The following is a 16,557-nucleotide window of genomic DNA, read 5'->3' as shown; positions in this document are numbered from 1 at the left end:
AGTTACTTTTAGACGCCTTTTTTGGCGGGGGTACGGGTTTTGGGTTTGCTGGCGTGGGTTGCGTTCTCCGCCGGTGCGGTGAGGTGTGCAATTTCCTCCGAGAAACTTTGCAAGTCTTCAAAGCTTTTGTAGACCGATGCGAAACGAATGTAGGCCACGGTATCGAGTTGTTTGAGTTGTTGCATCACCAACTCACCCAAAAACTTCGTGTCCACTTCTCGGGCAGCACTCACCAGCAGTTTTTCTTCAATGCTTGAAATGGCGTCATCAATGGCCTCGGCGCGAACCGGGCGTTTGCGCAAGGCAAGCATCAAACTGCCGCGAAGTTTGTCTCTGGAAAATTCGACGCGTGAGCCGTCTTTCTTGACGATCGCGGGCAAAAACAGTTCGGCCCGCTCGTAGGTCGTGAAGCGTTTGCCGCAGCCGCTGCACTGCCTGCGGCGTCGAATCGCGTCGCCTTCTTCAGACGTGCGCGAATCGACTACCTGGGTGTCGGCGTTGCCACAGAAGGGGCATTTCATAACGCCGCGGCCCCTTGCTTACTTGTAAACAGGGAATTGGCTGGTCAATTCCTTGACCTTGGCACGGACTGTGGCTAGTGTGGCTTCGTCTTCCGGGTTTTCAAGGACGTCGGCAATCAAGTGACCTACCGCGCGGGCCTGCTCTTCCTTGAAGCCACGTGTGGTCATGGCTGGGCTGCCCAAGCGAATACCGCTGGTAACAAATGGCTTTTCCGGGTCGTTCGGAATCGCGTTTTTGTTCACGGTAATGTGTGCATTGCCCAAAGCTGCTTCTGCGGCCTTGCCTGTAATGCCCTTGGCGCGCAGGTCAACCAGCATCACGTGGCTTTCAGTGCGGCCAGACACGATGCGCAGGCCACGCTCAACCAGCGTTTCCGCCAAGGCTTTGGCATTCAACACCACTTGCTGCTGGTATTCCTTGAATGACGGTTGCAGGGCTTCGTGGAAAGCCACGGCCTTGCCTGCAATCACGTGCATCAAGGGGCCACCCTGAATACCAGGGAAAATTGCGCTGTTGATCTTCTTGGCCAGTTCTTCTTTCATCAAAATGATGCCACCGCGTGGGCCGCGCAGCGATTTGTGTGTGGTCGATGTGCACACATCCGCATGCGGAACAGGGTTGGGATATACACCTGCGGCAATCAGGCCGGCGTAGTGGGCCATGTCCACCATGAAGTAGGCGCCTACTTCCTTGGCAATTTTCGCAAAGCGCTCGAAGTCGATGCGCAGGGCATAGGCGGATGCACCGGCGATGATGATTTTTGGTTTGTGTTCACGGGCCAAAGCTTCAACCTGATCGTAATCAATGGCTTCTTCTTTGTTCAGTCCATACGAAACGACGTTGAACCACTTGCCCGACATGTTCAATGGCATGCCGTGGGTGAGGTGACCGCCTTCAGCCAGCGACAAGCCCATGATGGTGTCGCCAGGTTGCAGCAAGGCAAAAAACACGGCCTGGTTGGCCTGCGAGCCAGAATTGGGCTGCACGTTGGCTGCTTCCGCGCCAAACAGTTTTTTCAGGCGTTCAATGGCCAGGTCTTCAACCACGTCTACGTGTTCGCAACCGCCGTAGTAGCGCTTGCCGGGGTAGCCTTCGGCGTATTTGTTGGTCAGCTGTGAACCCTGGGCTTCCATCACGGCTGGGCTGGCGTAGTTTTCAGACGCGATCAACTCAATGTGGTCTTCCTGGCGAGTGGTTTCCTGCTGCATGGCAGTCCACAATTCTGGGTCGGTTTGGGCGATGCCCTTTTGGCGTTCAAACATAACGATTTCCGGAAAGGATTGGGTTCAAGACAAGCCCAACATTCTAAATGATTTCAAGCGATTCGACCATCGACTTCGTCCATGTTTTGGCCGGGTTTGTCGTTGTTCAGGTGCCCCAGCCAGGCCCACAAAACAACATGTTTGTTTCCCTGCGGGTCAATGTCGATCACATTGAGCGCGCAATTGTGCAGTTGCCACTCGCGCTGCTTTTGCAGTAGCTCGCCAGTGCAGTGCCTGTAGATACAATCGAGTACACCACCATGGGCCACCAGCAAGATTGTTTTGCCCGCGTGGGCGCTGCCAATGTGCTCGAACGTTCCCACCACGCGGCTGTAAAACTGAAACAGGCTTTCCCCGCCTTGCAAGGGGGCTTCAGGCACCCGGTTTCTAAGGCCCGCGAATTCTTCTGGGCTCTTGGCTTGCATTTCATCGCCTGTCAGGCCTGACAGATGGCCGTAATCACGCTCCCGAAGACCCGCATTCAACTGCATGGCGGGTGTTCTGGCGCCGTGAATGGTATTTGCCGTGGCGCGCGCCCGAATTAGGTCGCTGCTGATGCACTCATCGTAAAGCGACACTCCCTGCGTTTCCAGGGAGGCGAAGTATTTGCGAAGCAATTGAGCCTGCAAGAGTCCGTGCGCATTCAGGGCAATGTCGGTGTGACCCTGAAACCGCTTCTCCTTGTTCCAGTCGGTTTCGCCATGGCGCACCAGTATGAAGCGCGACCCTGCCGGTTTTTTGCTGACAATTGCACCAAAATCAAGAGCTTGGCTGTTCAATTCAGGTGCACCTTGGCGAAGCGGCGTTTGCCCACCTGAATCACATAACTGCCTTTGCCCAAGCGTGAGGCCTTATCGGATACTTTTTCGCCATCAATTTTTACGCCGCCTTGCTGAATGTTGCGGTTGGCGTCGCTGCTGCTTTCGCAGAGGTTTGCAGCTTTCAGAATCCAGGCCAAACCAGCGTCCGAATCGCCCTCCGGCAAGTTAAGGCTCACTTCAGGCATGTCCTCGGGCAGTACACCCTGCTTGAAACGTGCTTCGAATTCGGTCAGTGCGTCGACGGCGGCCTGAGTGCTGTGGAAGCGCGCAACCAACTCTTGGGCCAGTGCAACCTTGGTGTTGCGCGGGTTCTCGCCATTGGCGCAAGCCTGTTTCAGGGTTTCAATATCAGCCAGTGATTTGAAGCTGAGCAGGGTATACCAGTTCCACATCAGTTCATCTGAAATTGACATCACCTTGCCAAACATATTGGAAGGTGTCTCGGTTACGCCGATGTAGTTGTTCTTGGACTTCGACATTTTGTCCACGCCATCGGTGCCTACCAACAGCGGCATGGTCAAGATGCACTGCGCACTTTGGCCGTTTTGTTTTTGCAGCTCGCGACCCATCAGCAAGTTGAATTTCTGGTCGGTGCCACCCAGCTCCAAATCGCTTTCCAATGCCACCGAATCGTAGCCCTGCAACAGTGGGTACAAAAACTCATGTACGGCGATCGGCGTGCCAGATTGATATCGTTTGGTGAAATCGTCGCGCTCGAGCATGCGGGCCACTGTATAGCTGCTGGCCAGGCGGATCATGCCGTCTGCACCCAGGGGCATCAGCCATTTGCTGTTGAACTCGATTGCAGTACGTTGCGGATCCAGGATTTTAACAGCCTGCTCATGATAGGTTTTTGCGTTTTCCTGAACCTGTTCCTTGGTTAACGGTGGGCGGGTGCTGTTGCGACCCGAAGGATCGCCGATCATGGACGTGAAATCGCCAATCAAAAAGATGACTTGATGGCCCAGATCTTGCAATTGACGAAGCTTGTTGAGCACCACTGTGTGACCCAAATGAATGTCGGGTGCCGTGGGGTCCAAACCCAATTTGATGCGCAGGGGTTTGCCTGTTTTCTCGCTGTGGACTAATTTTTGAATCCATTCCGATTCAATCAACAGTTCTTCACAGCCACGCTTGGTCACTTCAAGGGCGTGCAGGACGGAATCAGATAAATTCTCAGTAATTTCCGTAATTTTGGGGGGCCTTCTATCAGGTGACTGGTTCATTTGGCAATCCTTTGTTACACTCTGGCAAACTTCAGTGTTGTATTTTTGAAAATAAAGCTGATTGTGGGCGATCGGCACGTGAAATTTCACACCTCTAAAACTAAAACATGATGCTTCAGAATTTATTAGAGCGAGCAATCGCCGCGTGGGGACAGGGCTTTTCTCTTACCAAGCGCTTTATTCAGTCGGGGTGGCAACATGCCGACTCCGCGCTTCCCCAATCCCACAATCACAGAAAGTGGGTCATTGTAGGGTTTTTTTCATTCCCTGTTCTTGGTGCAGTGGTTGCAATCGCGGGCTCTGTTCAAAATTCCCCGGTTGATTCAGCTCTTGGCAACCCCGATGTGGTTGTAGAGGCTGTTGAACTAAATCTGGCTGATCAGGGTGTCTACACCTTCGATCCATTGGTTGCCGAAGAAAGAATTCGCCGTGGCGATACCCTGGTGGGTTTACTCGAGCGCATGGGCGTGAATACCGCAGGCTTGGCCACTTTCCTCGGGCAAGACAAAACAGCACGTAATTTGGTAAATTTGCGTGCTGGTCGCGTGCTCACTGTTCAGCAAACTGCAGATGGTGACCTCCAATGGCTGCGCTACAAAAGCGGCATTGATGAGGACAGTCAAGAGTCGATCCTGATTCAAAAACGCAATGGTCAATTTGTCGCGAAGCTGGAATCTGTCAACTTTGAAAAGCAGATTGTGTTTCGCTCAGGGCGAATTGAGTCGTCTCTGTTTGCTGCTGCTGACAAGGCCGGAATGCCTGATTCAGTGGCCATTCAACTGACTGAAATTTTTGGTTCAGACATTGATTTTCACCGTGAACTGCAAAAAGGTGACGAGTTCAAGGTGGTTTATGAAGACCTGACACTTGAGGGGCGTTCTGCGCGCTCTGGTCGGGTGTTGGCAGTAGAGTTTGTGAATAACAACAAGCCGTACAAAGCATATTGGTTCGCACCCAGTGGTAATCGCAATGCTGGTTATTACAACGAGGAAGGTCGCAGTCTGAAAAAGTCTTTCCTGCGTTCGCCGCTCGCATTCTCCCGCATTTCCTCCGGTTTTACTCCGCGTCGTTTCCACCCCATTCAGCAACGCTGGAAAGCTCACAACGGAGTCGATTACGCGGCGCCCACCGGTACTCCAATCATGGCTACAGCCAGTGGCACCGTGAAGTTTTCGGGCTGGCAAAACGGGTATGGCAATTTTGTAGAAATCCAGCATCACAGCGGTTATAGCACGGCTTACGCTCACCTTTCACGTTTTGGCAAAGGCGTTAAGGTTGGCCAAAAAGTAGAGCAGGGCGATGTGATCGGGTATGTGGGTGCTACTGGCTGGGCAACCGGACCACACCTGCATTATGAATTCCGGGTCAACCGGGTTCCCAAAAACCCCCTGAGCATCACTGTGGCTCAGGCTGAACCACTGGATCGAAATGCATTCAGTGAATTCAAGCGGGTGCAGCTGGCGCTTGACCGCCGCATGGAGCTGGCCACTGCCCAACGTTTGGCACGTGCCCAGTAAGCCATGATCGCCTTGGGCGCCATGTCTGGCACCAGCACGGATGGTGTCGATGTAGCTGCGGTTCAAATTGATTCCAAAACTCAGGACATGCGGTTCCTTGGCGTGCTTAGCGCCGAGTTTCCGCCGGCTTTGAGGGAAACACTCCTGCTGCTGCAAGAAATCCCGCCTCGTTTTCCTTCCAGTTCCGATCCAATCGCGATTTTCTTGCAAGCCCGTAAAGATCTCACCGAGCTGTATGCCGGCACAGTCAATGAACTGTTGTCCTTTCTGGGACTAGAGCCTGGTGACGTGCGCGTGTTGGGTGCACATGGTCAAACCCTCCGGCACAGGCCCGATCTTGGGTACACCTATCAAATGCTGGACGGGGCCTTGCTGGCCTGTAGAACCGGGATTGATGTGGTGAATGACTTGCGTTCCAAAGATGTTGCACTAGGTGGCCAGGGAGCCCCGCTCGTTCCGGCTTTTCACCTTGCGTGGTTAAACGGCAAGGGCATTTATGACCAAACCGCCGTGGTGAATCTGGGTGGTTTTTCGAACCTGACTGTATTGAATGGCCAAGGGCAGGCGTTGACCGGTGGGGACTGCGGACCAGCCAACTGTTTAATGGACCTTTGGGCTCAGCGCGCTTTCAGCTTGCCGATGGACAGTGATGGTGAAATTGCTGCCATGGGCAGCCCGGACTATGCCTTGCTGGAGCGTTTTTGGACGCATCCTTTCTTTCACCAACCTTGGCCCAAGAGCACAGGCCGTGATGATTTCAGCGCGCAATGGTTTGAGACTTGCCTTGCAGACGCCACCGATCTTTCTTCTGAAGACATCATGGCAACCCTGCTGGCCTTGGCAGTAAGGGCAGTGAAGTCGTGTTTGCCCGTGTTGGTTGAGCAGGTGTACGTGTGCGGCGGCGGTGCAAAAAACAGCACCTTCATTCACCAGTTGCGCTGCGAATGCGCACCAGCGGATTTCTTGCCAATTGAAAACCTCGGTTTGCCTGCGCAGGCAGTCGAGGCTGCTGCTTTTGCCTGGCTTGGTGCGCAGTATGTGCAGGCTGCGCCTTGCAATTGCCCATCGGTGACTGGTGCAAGTCGGTCTACCATTCTGGGGGCCTTGCACTGCGCTCGGTAGCCCCACTCGTTTTCTCAGTTTAGTGGGTCAGTAACGATTTGCTGCCCAAGGTTTTGCCTTCGTTTTGAGAACTTTCGGTCGGCACATTGAACAGGGCCGAGGCCTTTTCCCGGGCCGGAAATAATTCAGAAATCACACCGAGGCTGATCTCGGCTTGGCCAGGAATCAAGGGAATTCGAATCATTTCACGACCAAATTCGACTTGCGGGTTGTTTTCCAGGCTTGCGTTGTAGATCAAAATGCAGCAGGGTTCAAAATCAAGCAGAGAACCCAACAGTTTCAATTGCTCAATTGCGTGCGTTTTTTGGGCTGAGTCGCCGGCATAAAGAATGTAAACAGGTGACATGCCTTTGCGCAAAGCATTGAGGTAGGCGCGATATGCGCCGTTCAGACTAAACTCGACTTTGTCAAATCCCTGAACCGGAAGTCGACGCTGAATTTCCAGTAAATGATCGTGGCTCATTGCCATGACTTGCGCTTCAAATGCAAGTTGAGGGTTGTAGGCTGGCCGCTTGCTGCGATGACTGATTTCGGCTTCTTCCGGCAATATGACTTCGAAGACAGAGCCTGCCAATTTGCCGTTGTAGTATCGGTTTCGACATTCGGTTTTGGCGAGTATCTGTTCGCTCAAATCCCGGACTATGCTGGAACCGTGCCCCCAGCCTTTGTTGTGTGCAGCGACTTTGTTGTTCTCAACGCCAGATCCGGTGTCTGCAATTTGAATGCATACCCGCCCCTTGCGTCTGCGCAGACCAACCACTACTCCACCTTTGTTGGTGTACTTGATCGCATTGTCAAGTCCGTTGCGGATTATCTTGGCCAAGGCCTCCTTGTTGCTCATGACCTTGATTTCGCTGGGCACATAACGAATCTGAAGTTCCTTCACATCGGCCAGCATTCTGTATTCTTCAATCAATGGGCCAAGAATGTCGTGAACTGCGGTTGGCATCATGGGGGCATAGTTGTCATCTTGCGGATATTTGATCGCACTTGCCAATTGATCAAAGAAGTCCTCCAGCATGTTTTTTAATGCTTTCTGAGCTGTTTGAATGTGTTGGTATCTGGCTGTGACTTCCGGGTCTTTTGAAATGGCTTTGCCCACACTGGCCAAAATACCTAAAGTGCTCAGGGGCTGACGTAGATCATGTCGAAAGTCTTTTAATACCCGGCGCCCCCGAAAAGCGAACTTCATGATGTCTTGATCAATTTTTGTTTGCCTGTCCAAGCCTTTTTTCGTGCGGGTTCGTGAAAAGTCCTGAAACACCATGTGAAAAACGCAGGTACCGAGCAAGACATAGAACAGAATCTTCACAATGCTGAAATCGATGACCAATGCGAGTTCAGTCGATGTGGAGGCATGAAACAGGCCGTTTATGATGCAGTACAGCAAACTGAAATACACAGCTTTGATCAGGGTAACTTTGGGCAGGTTGCTGTAGGTTTTGGTGATAGCCAGCAGGCAAATGGCCTGAACGCCGATGAACGCGGTGTACACCAAACCAGACGTGGTAAACATATCGGCAATTGCTGTAATGCAAGCAATCGAGAACGGGACCAGCGCAGAACGTTCAGCGGCCACGATGCCTCTTTTTCGCCCAAGAAAAGCGCTTCCAAAAAACAGAAACGATGCAGCCTGCAGGGCTGCATGAACTGGCGTGCCGTGTTGAAGTACTTGCTGTGTGTCGTGCCCCAGAATTACAAATCCAAGCAGTACCACACCAATGACAGCGGCGGCATTTTGCCGCTGATTGGGAAGGTGGTTTGCAAAGAACGGGTATAAGGCAATACCCAGCAATACGGCGAGCCCTGATAGTGAACTGTCTGTCATTTTATAGTTATATCAATAGCCGGCTTGTTGCCGGCTTTTTGGTTTCTATACCAAGGCTGAGGCATTGAGTCGCGGAATTTTGCGATAAAGACTGACGGCCTGGGTTCTGTTTTTCACATTCATACGTGTGAAAATTTCGCGCAAATGTGTTTTTATGGTTTCGGGTGACAAGTCGAGTTTGCGGGCAATTTCCTTGTTGGAAAGGCCCGAAGCCAGGAAGTGCATGACTTGTTGTTGTTTGTGGGTTAACTGAATGCCGTTGTTTTGACCCAGTCGCCCGGTGATGTGCTCGCCGTTGGTTTGGCGGTTTGACAGGGCGTTGGGGCGCCACTGAACCTGAACACCGGCGCGGGTGAGCGCTTCCAGCAATACTGCTGAAGTTTGCTCAAACCCTTCGGATTTTGACAGGGTCCAGGAGGGGGCATGCTGGTTGGGTACGATAGAATGAAGAAGTGTGTCATCGCCACTCATGATCAAGGTGGGCAGGTTGGCACTCATCAGGGCCAGCGTGTCGATCACATCTTGACCCTGGCAATCTGGCAAACGCAGATCGGTGATGACCAGCGCAGGCGAGTTTTTACTGAATAACTCTTTGGCGTGTGCAATGCTGGCTGCGCAGAGTATGTCTGCGTTGGTCGCCACGAATTCAACCAGGTCTTTGATGCCTGTTGCGAAAAGTGGGTGATCCTCAATAACCAGAATTTGGTTTGATGGCATGAATGTCTCCTCCCGAGGAAAAGCTAGTTGAAAAGGTGTCACCACATGTGAGCATATGAACATCTTTATTGGATTAACACTTTTTTCCAACCCTCTTTAGGGGGAGTTAACCGTCTTGGGTTCGTGCAGTCAATACGCAAAACCCGTAATTACAGTAATAATTCCTGAAGTGGCTTGGTTCTGTTAGTTCTTTTCATCGTGTTCAGGTCCTATTTCACGGGCTTGCAGGCTGTTAAGCTGTGAACAAGCTTCTTTTCATTACAATATCGGGGTAGGTCAGGAAGTTGACTAATCCAGTCTAGGCTCGAGCAAGAACCATGAGAACAAGATTAAGCGCCGCAACCAAGCCGGTGGACGAAACCCAGGCCAGGGTGCGGCGCAAAGAACAGACACGCCAAAATTTGATGCAGGCAGCGCTTACCCTTGTTGGAAACGGCAGCAGCTTTACTGCGTTGGGCATTCGGGAAATTACCCGAGAAGCCGGTGTGGTGCCGACCGCGTTTTACCGCCACTTTAAAACTACCGATGAACTGGGCCTGGCCTTGGTCGAGGATGGCGGCATTACCTTGCGTAGGTTGTTGCGAGAGGCTCGCCAGGCCAGCCTGCCAGGTGAGGACATGATTCGGCACTCGGTGAGTGTTTTTGTGACTTACCTGAAGCAACACCACCTGGAGTGGCGTTTTATCAGCTCGGAAAGGTCTGGCGGTTCGCAGTCCCTGCGCAATGCCATTCGCAATGAAATTGCACACTTCACCAATGAAATGGCCAGCGACCTGCGCCTGTTGAATATTTTCCCCGGCTTGTCCACACACACCCTGACTTTGATTTGCAGTCTGGTGGTTACGTTGATGATGAATTCGGCCACTGATTTTCTGGACGTCAGGCCAGATCAACCGCAAATTGAAAAAGAAATGCTCGACAATTTTGTGAAGCAAATTGTGATGGTGTTTCTTGGTGCGGCGCATTGGGAAGAAGAGCCCACGCAGTCACTGCTCAGTGGTTTGTCCAAACCAAAATGACCAAGCCGATTGTTTACGTTGATTTGGACGGCACGTTGAGCCCATCGGATGTGCTGCTCGAAAGTTGCCTGTTGCTGCTAAAGCAAAACATTTTCTACGTCTTTCCCATGTTGTTGTGGGCCATTCGGGGCGCCTGGGTATTTAAAACTGAGGTGGCCAAACGAATCGATCCTGTGCTGGATCATCTGCCGATTGATCCCATGGTGCTTGAGCGACTGAATCAATTGAAAGCGGCTGGCCATGAATTGGTGTTGGCCAGTGCTTCGATGCGTCGTGATGTGCTCAAGATAGCCGCACGCCTGGGCCTTTTTGCCCGTGTAATCGCCAGCGAGCACAGTAATTTGAAGGGCCAGCAAAAACTGGCAGCCATTGAGGCAGACAGCCATGGGCAACCCTTTGTGTATTTTGGTGATGCCCTGGTCGATATTCCAATCTGGAAAAAGGCTGCACTGGCATTTGGCGTGAATACTTCCTCAGGTACCCGACGCAAGGCGATGGCGGCTGGTATTGAGCTGAACCGGCTTGATACGCGCAGCACCGGAATCAAGGTGTGGCTTAAAGCCATGCGCCTGCAGCAGTGGGCCAAAAACGGTTTGCTGTTTCTACCTTTGATTGCCGCGCATGAAACCGATTTCACCCTTTGGGGCAAGATGATGTGGGGTTTCCTGGCGTTTGGCTTTTTGGCGTCCTCTACTTACATCTGGAACGACCTGATGGACCTGAATGCGGATCGCCAACATCCGCGCAAGCGCCATCGCCCCATGGCCAGCGGTGCGCTCAGCATTGGCAAGGCTTTCTTGTTCATGAAGTGTTTGGGCATAGCCGGCTTTGCGGTGGCCTGGCTGGCAGTGGGTTGGCAATTTACGCTGGTGCTGTTGGTGTACACCGTGGTTACACTGCTGTACACCTTTGTATTCAAGCGTACGGCCTTCGTTGATGTGTTGCTGTTGGCCATGCTTTACACGGTTCGCGTGATTGCAGGCGGCGTGGGCACTGGCATTGAGCTTTCCAGCTGGCTATTGGCCATTTCACTCTTTGTGTTTTTAAGTTTGGCTTTGGTCAAGCGTTGTGCCGAACTGGAGTTCTTGCAGCTTGAGGGCACTCAGCCGCAGGGACGTGGTTACCGAATGAGCGATTTGAGTTACCTGGTGTCTATGGGTATCTCAAGCGGTTTTGTGGCCGTACTGGTATTGGCCTTGTATGTAGACAGTCAGAATGGTTCGATGCTGTACGCAACACCCGAATTTTTGTGGGGCATTTGTCCCCTGTTTTTGTACTGGTTGATGAGAATCTGGATCATGACTTCTCGCAAGGAAATGATCGATGATCCGGTGCATTTCGCCATTCACGATCGCATCAGTTGGGGCTTTTTGGCCTCAGTGGGTGTGCTTGTGTACCTGGCTTCCTGAGATATCCAACACCCATGTCGAGTCATTTCTCTTTGTCCCGGCCCCAAGGGCCCGAGTTGACGCTAAAAACTGCCAAAAGCGTGTTTGGCTGGACGGTATTGCTGACCGCCGTAATCAAACTTTGGCTGGCGTGGTTTTTCCCCATGACTGGCGACGAGGCTTTTTTCCATTTGTGGTCGACCGACCTGAATTGGGGCTACTACGATCACCCGCCCATGGTGGGTTGGTGGTTGTGGGCGCTAAGCCATGTGGGCAATGAACCTGTTGTGATTCGCAGCCTGACCTTGTTGTTAACCACTGTGATCGCCTGGGGTGTGGTGCTGCTGGCCCGTGAGCTGTTGCCGCGCGAGCAGGAGCCCCGAGCCTGGTTGGCTGGCGCCGTTTATTTGTCCATGCCAGTGTCCTGGTTTGCCGTATTTGTAACCACCGATACGCCTTTGATCTTTTTCATGGGCCTGGCCATATTCACCTATGTGAAGGCGATTCGTGCTGAATCGGGTTCGGCAATGTTTCTCGCCGGGTGCTTTCTGGGCCTTGCCTTTTTGTCCAAATACTTCGCTGTTCTATTGGGTTTTGCCTTTGGATTTCATTTGTTGTTTCAGCCGCAGCGTTTCAAATACCTGTTCTTGTTGTTGGCGGGCGTGTTGCCATTTGCCAGTGTGAACATTGGCTACAACCTGCACAATTGCTGGAATAACATCATGTTTAATCTGGTGAATCGGCACGAGGATGCACAGTTGGGGTGGGGTACGGTGTTGACCTACCTGGGCATGATGATTTATCTGATAACACCTTGGGCACTTTGGAGTTTGCTCAAGGGTAGCCGGGTTTGGTTGCGCCAAAGTGCGCTGGCCTTTGCCTTGCTGGTGCCACTGGCTCTATTTCTGCTCATCTCCCTTGAAAAAACAGTGGGCTTGCATTGGGTGTTGGGTTTTCTGCCCATTGCTTTTGTGCTTTTGGCACTGTGTACACAAGGTGTTTGGATGAGGCGTTACATTGGCTTTAATGCTGTGTTGTCGATTCCTCACCTGGTGTTGTTTGGCTTGTTGATGCACGCCGATGTGTCGGTTTGGCCGAAAAAAGACTTTCAGGAAGACGTGTTGTTTCACCGGAATATGCCAGCCATTCTTGCTGAACTTGGCAATGGTATGCCAGCCAATGGTGTATTGACCACCATTGCCTATTCGCCTGCGGCCCTGATGACTTATCACTACGGCAAAGTGGTGCCTGTTTTTGGCCCTGGCAAATACCACGCGCGCAATGATGACACCTTTGTGGACTGGCGGGAAATGGATGGCAAACCCATTCGGATTGTGGCCAAAGCCAAGCCAATTGACCCAGCGCTTTACCAGGATTACCTGAGCAACGTTTCAGTAACAACGCAAACGATCGAGGGTGTGCCTTTCACGATTGTGGATGGTAGCAACTTCAATTACCAACGGTTCAGGGATGTGGTATTGCGCGAAGCTGTGGAAAAGTACTACCAAATTCCATCGACATTGCCTGTGCTTGATTGCCCGTTTGCACGCAAGTATGGATTTGAGGAAGAATGCCGCCTGGAGCCCCAGGCGGCAAAAAACTAGTTGACTTGTTCAACAATGGTTTGCCACTTCAGTTCGCCTTTCAGCAAATTTTGTTGCTCGCCTTCCTTCTGCTTCACCGGAATTACCCAACTGCCGGTTTCTGATGTTTTCACAGGTTTTTTGTTCAGTCGCGGGTCTGCGTAAGTCACAGTTCCGGTTTCTGACACTTTCACCCAGGGCGCTTGTTCAGTGCCAGGACTATGAAACAGTTCCACTGAACTGGCCCAGGCATGCATGCTGTTTAGCCAGACTCCGTCTTCTCGAAGCTCGAGGAATGGTGCACCCTGATCATCCAGCACCTGAAATTCACTTTTCGCTGTGCCCATGCGGCTGAGCATGAAATTGTTGCCACTCAGCCCAGGCACCATGGCATTCAGGCCAGTGAATTCGGGTTCATTGACCAACAACGGGCGCCAGTAACCTGTCATAGGCTCGGCCTCAATGCGTTCAATTCGAACGCTGATGGGTTTGCCGTTGGCGACCATGGCCAGATTAAAGTGGGCAAGGTCTTCTTTGATCAAGCGGGGATCGTACCAACCATAGCCAGGCTGCTTGTCGAGCAGAACCCAATTCGGTTTTAACTTTGGGTTGTCTTTAAGGCGTTCGGGGATTGGACCACCACCGGGTTGTCGGGAACGGTGCCAACCAGTTGCGTTTAAATCGGCATACAGTTTGTCACGGTCAAATCGCAAAAAAGCGCGTTTGTCCTCGCCCAGTATTTCGACACGCTGTTGACCATCGGTGGCCAATGCAAATTGATAGGCATTTGTTTTAACCACTTGCAATGAAAGGCCTTTGGGCAATTTGGCTTTCGCACTTACAGTGGGAATTCCACCCTCCGAACCGTGTTCGGCGTGTGCTAAAACTGTGGTGCTGACAAAGGGGCTTGAAATTAGCAGGGTAGAAAAAGAAAACGCCAGGCATGCGCCCAGCGTTTTCTTCACCCAATTCGATTTAACGACGGGCATTGGCAGTCATCACTCCTTGTCCATTGCCATGCTTCAACATGAAGCTGACAGCTTTGGACGGCAACAGTGAACCATCCGCCTGCTTGGTGCGCACAAAGGTCATGTAAGCACCTTGTGGAACCACAGCGGCCTGATCTGGAATGGTAAAGCGCAGACTTTGACCTGTTACAGACAGCTGGGTTTTAGGAATAACAACAGTGCGCTGATCTGCATCGGTCAAGTGAGTTGTCACTGTGTGGCGTACCAAGGTGACTGAGTCGATCTTGCTCATGTCCGTACCGGGTGCCATTTGCAGTGTGACTTGTTGACCTTTGCGGAATTCACGCATCATTGTTTTACCGTCGCCAGCTGGTGTGGCGTTGCCACCTGCAAAACCGATCAAGTTGGGGCGGTTTGGATTGTTCACATAAGGTGGTGAGTAAATCTCGAATGAGGGATCACGACCATCGTTGGGTGAAAAACCAAATGCAGCCAAATTGATGTTCTTCAGGTACAGGGTGGAAATGGGCGCGTGGCCACCGATCAGCACGCGACCGTCTTGCATCAGCAATGCAGTGTTGTGATAAGTGCGGGGGTTGTTGGCCACAGCCATTTGAGTCCACTTCTTGGTAACCGGATCAAAGCGTTCTGCGGTTTTACGTGGGAACTCCACGCCGGGTGCAGCAACGCCATCGCGGTCACCACCACTGAACACCATCACAGAATCATCGGGCATCAACACACCGGAACCATACCAGCGAGTCTCGTTCAGAGAACCAGTAACTTCACTTTGGTAATCAACAATGTTGTCACCTTCTGTTTTCACGGTGTCAATACGTGAGGAGGCTACCGCTACATATCCACCTGGCGAGGTCAAGCCGACCAGTGGGAGTACACCGCCAGCAGTCAGGAAGCTGGCCTCTTTGTACTGGCCTTGAGCGTTGGGGCGCAACGGCATCATGATTGAGAATGTTGAACCGCGCATGCCAGCACCAACCACTTTCTGCAAGGTTTGCTCAGGGTTGCCCGTGGTCACTGTGCTCAAGAGTTTTTGTAGCGCTTGAGGGCTCTTCATAGGCGCGCTCATCAAGGTTTTGGTGAGTGCGCTCATGGCTGCGTTGGGGGCAGTCAATGGATTCAGGATTTGGGTGAGTGACTCCAGACCAGCATCGCTGAACTTCAGCGGGAAGCCAGCGTAGGCCAGATCAGACCATGTTTGGTTGGCTGGGTTGTAAGTGGCTGCAATATTCCACAATGGCTGGTCGTAAGACTGACCAAACGGGTTGAAGGCCTGGCCACCAGCGTTGTAATACACATGGCCGTTGGGCAGCAGGTGCAGGCGAGGATAAAGTGGCAAGGAGCGCTGCGCTGTTTGCGCATTGACCGTCCACTTGTTGGTCACCGGATCATAAGTTTCGGTTTGTGGGACATTGCGACCGCTTTGTTCTGGGGCCTGTGGGTAGATGGGCTTCAACAGCTTCGTTACGCCACTGGCAACAAACATTTTGCTGTCGGGCAGGGTGATCAGCGCTGGGTACCAGCGGCCGAAGTTCATGTCTGCCAGTTGGCTCCAGGTGTTGGTGTTGGCGTTGTAGGCGCGGCTGTTTTTCAGGCCTTCCAGTTCGGTCAAACCATAACCAATCAAGTTGCTGCCGGGTTCGCTGTAATAGGCCGTTCCGCCGACAGCCATAATGCGGCCATCAGCCAGCATGGCCACGTCGGCACAGAACAGCGCTCCGTCAGCGCTATTGGTTTCTTTGTTGGTGAGACCCGGGATCAATTCGGTGATTTCATAGCCATCCGGATTGGCACCGGAATCCACGTCTGTCGGGCGTGTCCACAAGCTGGCCGCATTTGCCCCTTCCGGGATGCGCATCATGCGGGTTTGGTCGTTAATCGCTTTTTGACCGAAGTCCACCAAAATGCTGAACTCAAAATCCTCTGTGCCTTCAAGCGCGTTGAAATACAGGAAGTCGCCATTGGGTAGCATGGAGATGGTACCCGCTGCAGGTTTGCAGCGTAGCTTGCCATTCGCGCCAATGCCTTCGCATTTGTTGTCTGTTCGAATGCCTTGTAAATCCGGATTGTTATCGTCAGCTACGGAGCGTTCGTAGACAAAAGGCTCCGCAAATGGCTTGCTGAAGGAGCCTTTCTGACCCTCAGGTGCTACGCCTTTGTTGGTGCTGACCGGGTTGAATTTGGCACCGATCAGATCGTCGAGCAGACCGGCTTGTACGGGTAATGCAGTTCCCAATCCAATGGCGATTACTGCAGATAGTTTATTCAGCTTGAACACGTGTCATCTCCTCCTAGCAAGCTGTTTTTGTAGAAGAAAGGACGGTTGCAGCTGTTTAGGTACTGCGACTGTTCTCTCTTGCCTTTGTTAACAGTTGTTACTGTTAAAGTGCATTTTTAGATGCATCTTTCTAAAAATAATAACCGTGATTATGGTTTTGAACAATCGTTGTTATACTAATTAAAGTTAGTAATGCAACGTATAAGGAGGCGATGTTTGGATGCTGTTTGAGAAGGATTTGTGAGCAAAGTCAACAGTTGGGCATAAAAGAAAAACCCCTCAGCTTTC

13 protein-coding genes are annotated in these 16,557 nt (G+C 52.0%); 5 read left to right on the top strand and 8 right to left on the bottom strand.

From position 1 onward, the window contains the following. Nucleotides 1-8: 8 nt before the first annotated feature. Genes nrdR through tyrS form a run of 4 tightly spaced genes read right to left on the bottom strand, consistent with a single transcriptional unit; the run spans nt 9 to nt 3,831 of the window. Nucleotides 9-521 carry a transcriptional regulator NrdR gene (nrdR, locus tag B4C79_RS11125; protein ID WP_291743423.1) on the bottom strand — a complete coding sequence of 171 codons (513 nt, stop codon included), beginning with the start codon at nt 519-521 and terminating at the stop codon, nt 9-11. Between the two features lie 18 nt (nt 522-539). Continuing rightward, entirely contained in the window at nt 540-1,784 is a 1,245-nt protein-coding gene (gene glyA, locus B4C79_RS11120; protein ID WP_171100289.1) for a serine hydroxymethyltransferase, read from the bottom strand. Between the two features lie 53 nt (nt 1,785-1,837). Further along, entirely contained in the window at nt 1,838-2,563 is a 726-nt protein-coding gene (locus B4C79_RS11115; RefSeq protein ID WP_291739656.1) for a histidine phosphatase family protein, read from the bottom strand. After that, on the bottom strand, nt 2,560-3,831 hold the full coding sequence (tyrS, locus tag B4C79_RS11110; RefSeq protein ID WP_171100285.1) for a tyrosine--tRNA ligase: 1,272 nt from the start codon (nt 3,829-3,831) through the stop codon (nt 2,560-2,562). The genes B4C79_RS11115 and tyrS overlap by 4 nt, the downstream gene beginning before the upstream one ends. Before the next feature lie 281 nt (nt 3,832-4,112). On the opposite strand from tyrS, the gene B4C79_RS11105 reads away from it, so the two are divergent. Then, nucleotides 4,113-5,348, top strand: coding sequence for a peptidoglycan DD-metalloendopeptidase family protein (locus B4C79_RS11105; RefSeq protein ID WP_171100283.1), 1,236 nt, complete (start codon nt 4,113-4,115; stop codon nt 5,346-5,348). A 3-nt stretch (nt 5,349-5,351) separates the two neighbouring features. Further along, nucleotides 5,352-6,470, top strand: a complete 1,119-nt coding sequence (locus B4C79_RS11100) for an anhydro-N-acetylmuramic acid kinase (RefSeq protein WP_291739661.1) — start codon at nt 5,352-5,354, stop codon at nt 6,468-6,470. 19 nt (nt 6,471-6,489) lie between these two features. On the opposite strand, the gene B4C79_RS11095 is transcribed toward B4C79_RS11100, so the two are convergent. Together B4C79_RS11095 and B4C79_RS11090 are read right to left on the bottom strand one after the other, a co-directional pair. Beyond that, nucleotides 6,490-8,298, bottom strand: a complete 1,809-nt coding sequence (locus tag B4C79_RS11095) for a sensor histidine kinase (RefSeq protein ID WP_291739663.1) — start codon at nt 8,296-8,298, stop codon at nt 6,490-6,492. A 45-nt stretch (nt 8,299-8,343) separates the two neighbouring features. Beyond that, a complete protein-coding gene (locus B4C79_RS11090) occupies nt 8,344-9,015 on the bottom strand; it encodes a response regulator transcription factor (protein WP_171100277.1) in 672 nt (223 codons plus the stop codon). A gap of 317 nt (nt 9,016-9,332) precedes the next feature. On the opposite strand from B4C79_RS11090, the gene fabR reads away from it, so the two are divergent. The 3 genes from fabR to B4C79_RS11075 are packed head-to-tail and all read left to right on the top strand — an operon-like array spanning nt 9,333 to nt 13,026. Then, on the top strand, nt 9,333-10,034 hold the full coding sequence (gene fabR / locus B4C79_RS11085) for an HTH-type transcriptional repressor FabR (protein ID WP_008251655.1): 702 nt from the start codon (nt 9,333-9,335) through the stop codon (nt 10,032-10,034). Continuing rightward, a complete protein-coding gene (locus B4C79_RS11080) occupies nt 10,031-11,443 on the top strand; it encodes a UbiA family prenyltransferase (protein WP_171100275.1) in 1,413 nt (470 codons plus the stop codon). Before fabR ends, B4C79_RS11080 begins: the two co-directional genes overlap by 4 nt. A gap of 14 nt (nt 11,444-11,457) precedes the next feature. Continuing rightward, on the top strand, nt 11,458-13,026 hold the full coding sequence (locus tag B4C79_RS11075) for an ArnT family glycosyltransferase (RefSeq protein WP_171100273.1): 1,569 nt from the start codon (nt 11,458-11,460) through the stop codon (nt 13,024-13,026). On the opposite strand, the gene B4C79_RS11070 is transcribed toward B4C79_RS11075, so the two are convergent. Together B4C79_RS11070 and B4C79_RS11065 are read right to left on the bottom strand one after the other, a co-directional pair. Further along, a complete protein-coding gene (locus tag B4C79_RS11070; protein ID WP_291739668.1) occupies nt 13,023-13,994 on the bottom strand; it encodes a hypothetical protein in 972 nt (323 codons plus the stop codon). The genes B4C79_RS11075 and B4C79_RS11070 overlap by 4 nt on opposite strands. Next, a complete protein-coding gene (locus B4C79_RS11065; RefSeq protein ID WP_291739669.1) occupies nt 13,981-16,269 on the bottom strand; it encodes a galactose oxidase-like domain-containing protein in 2,289 nt (762 codons plus the stop codon). The genes B4C79_RS11070 and B4C79_RS11065 overlap by 14 nt, the downstream gene beginning before the upstream one ends. Between the last annotated feature and the right edge of the window lie 288 nt (nt 16,270-16,557).

The sequence above is a fragment of the Limnobacter sp. UBA7229 genome (genome assembly GCF_002473065.1).
Taxonomy (GTDB): Bacteria; Pseudomonadota; Gammaproteobacteria; order Burkholderiales; family Burkholderiaceae_B; genus Limnobacter; species Limnobacter profundi.
This window is presented reverse-complemented; position numbering and strand designations above follow the sequence as displayed.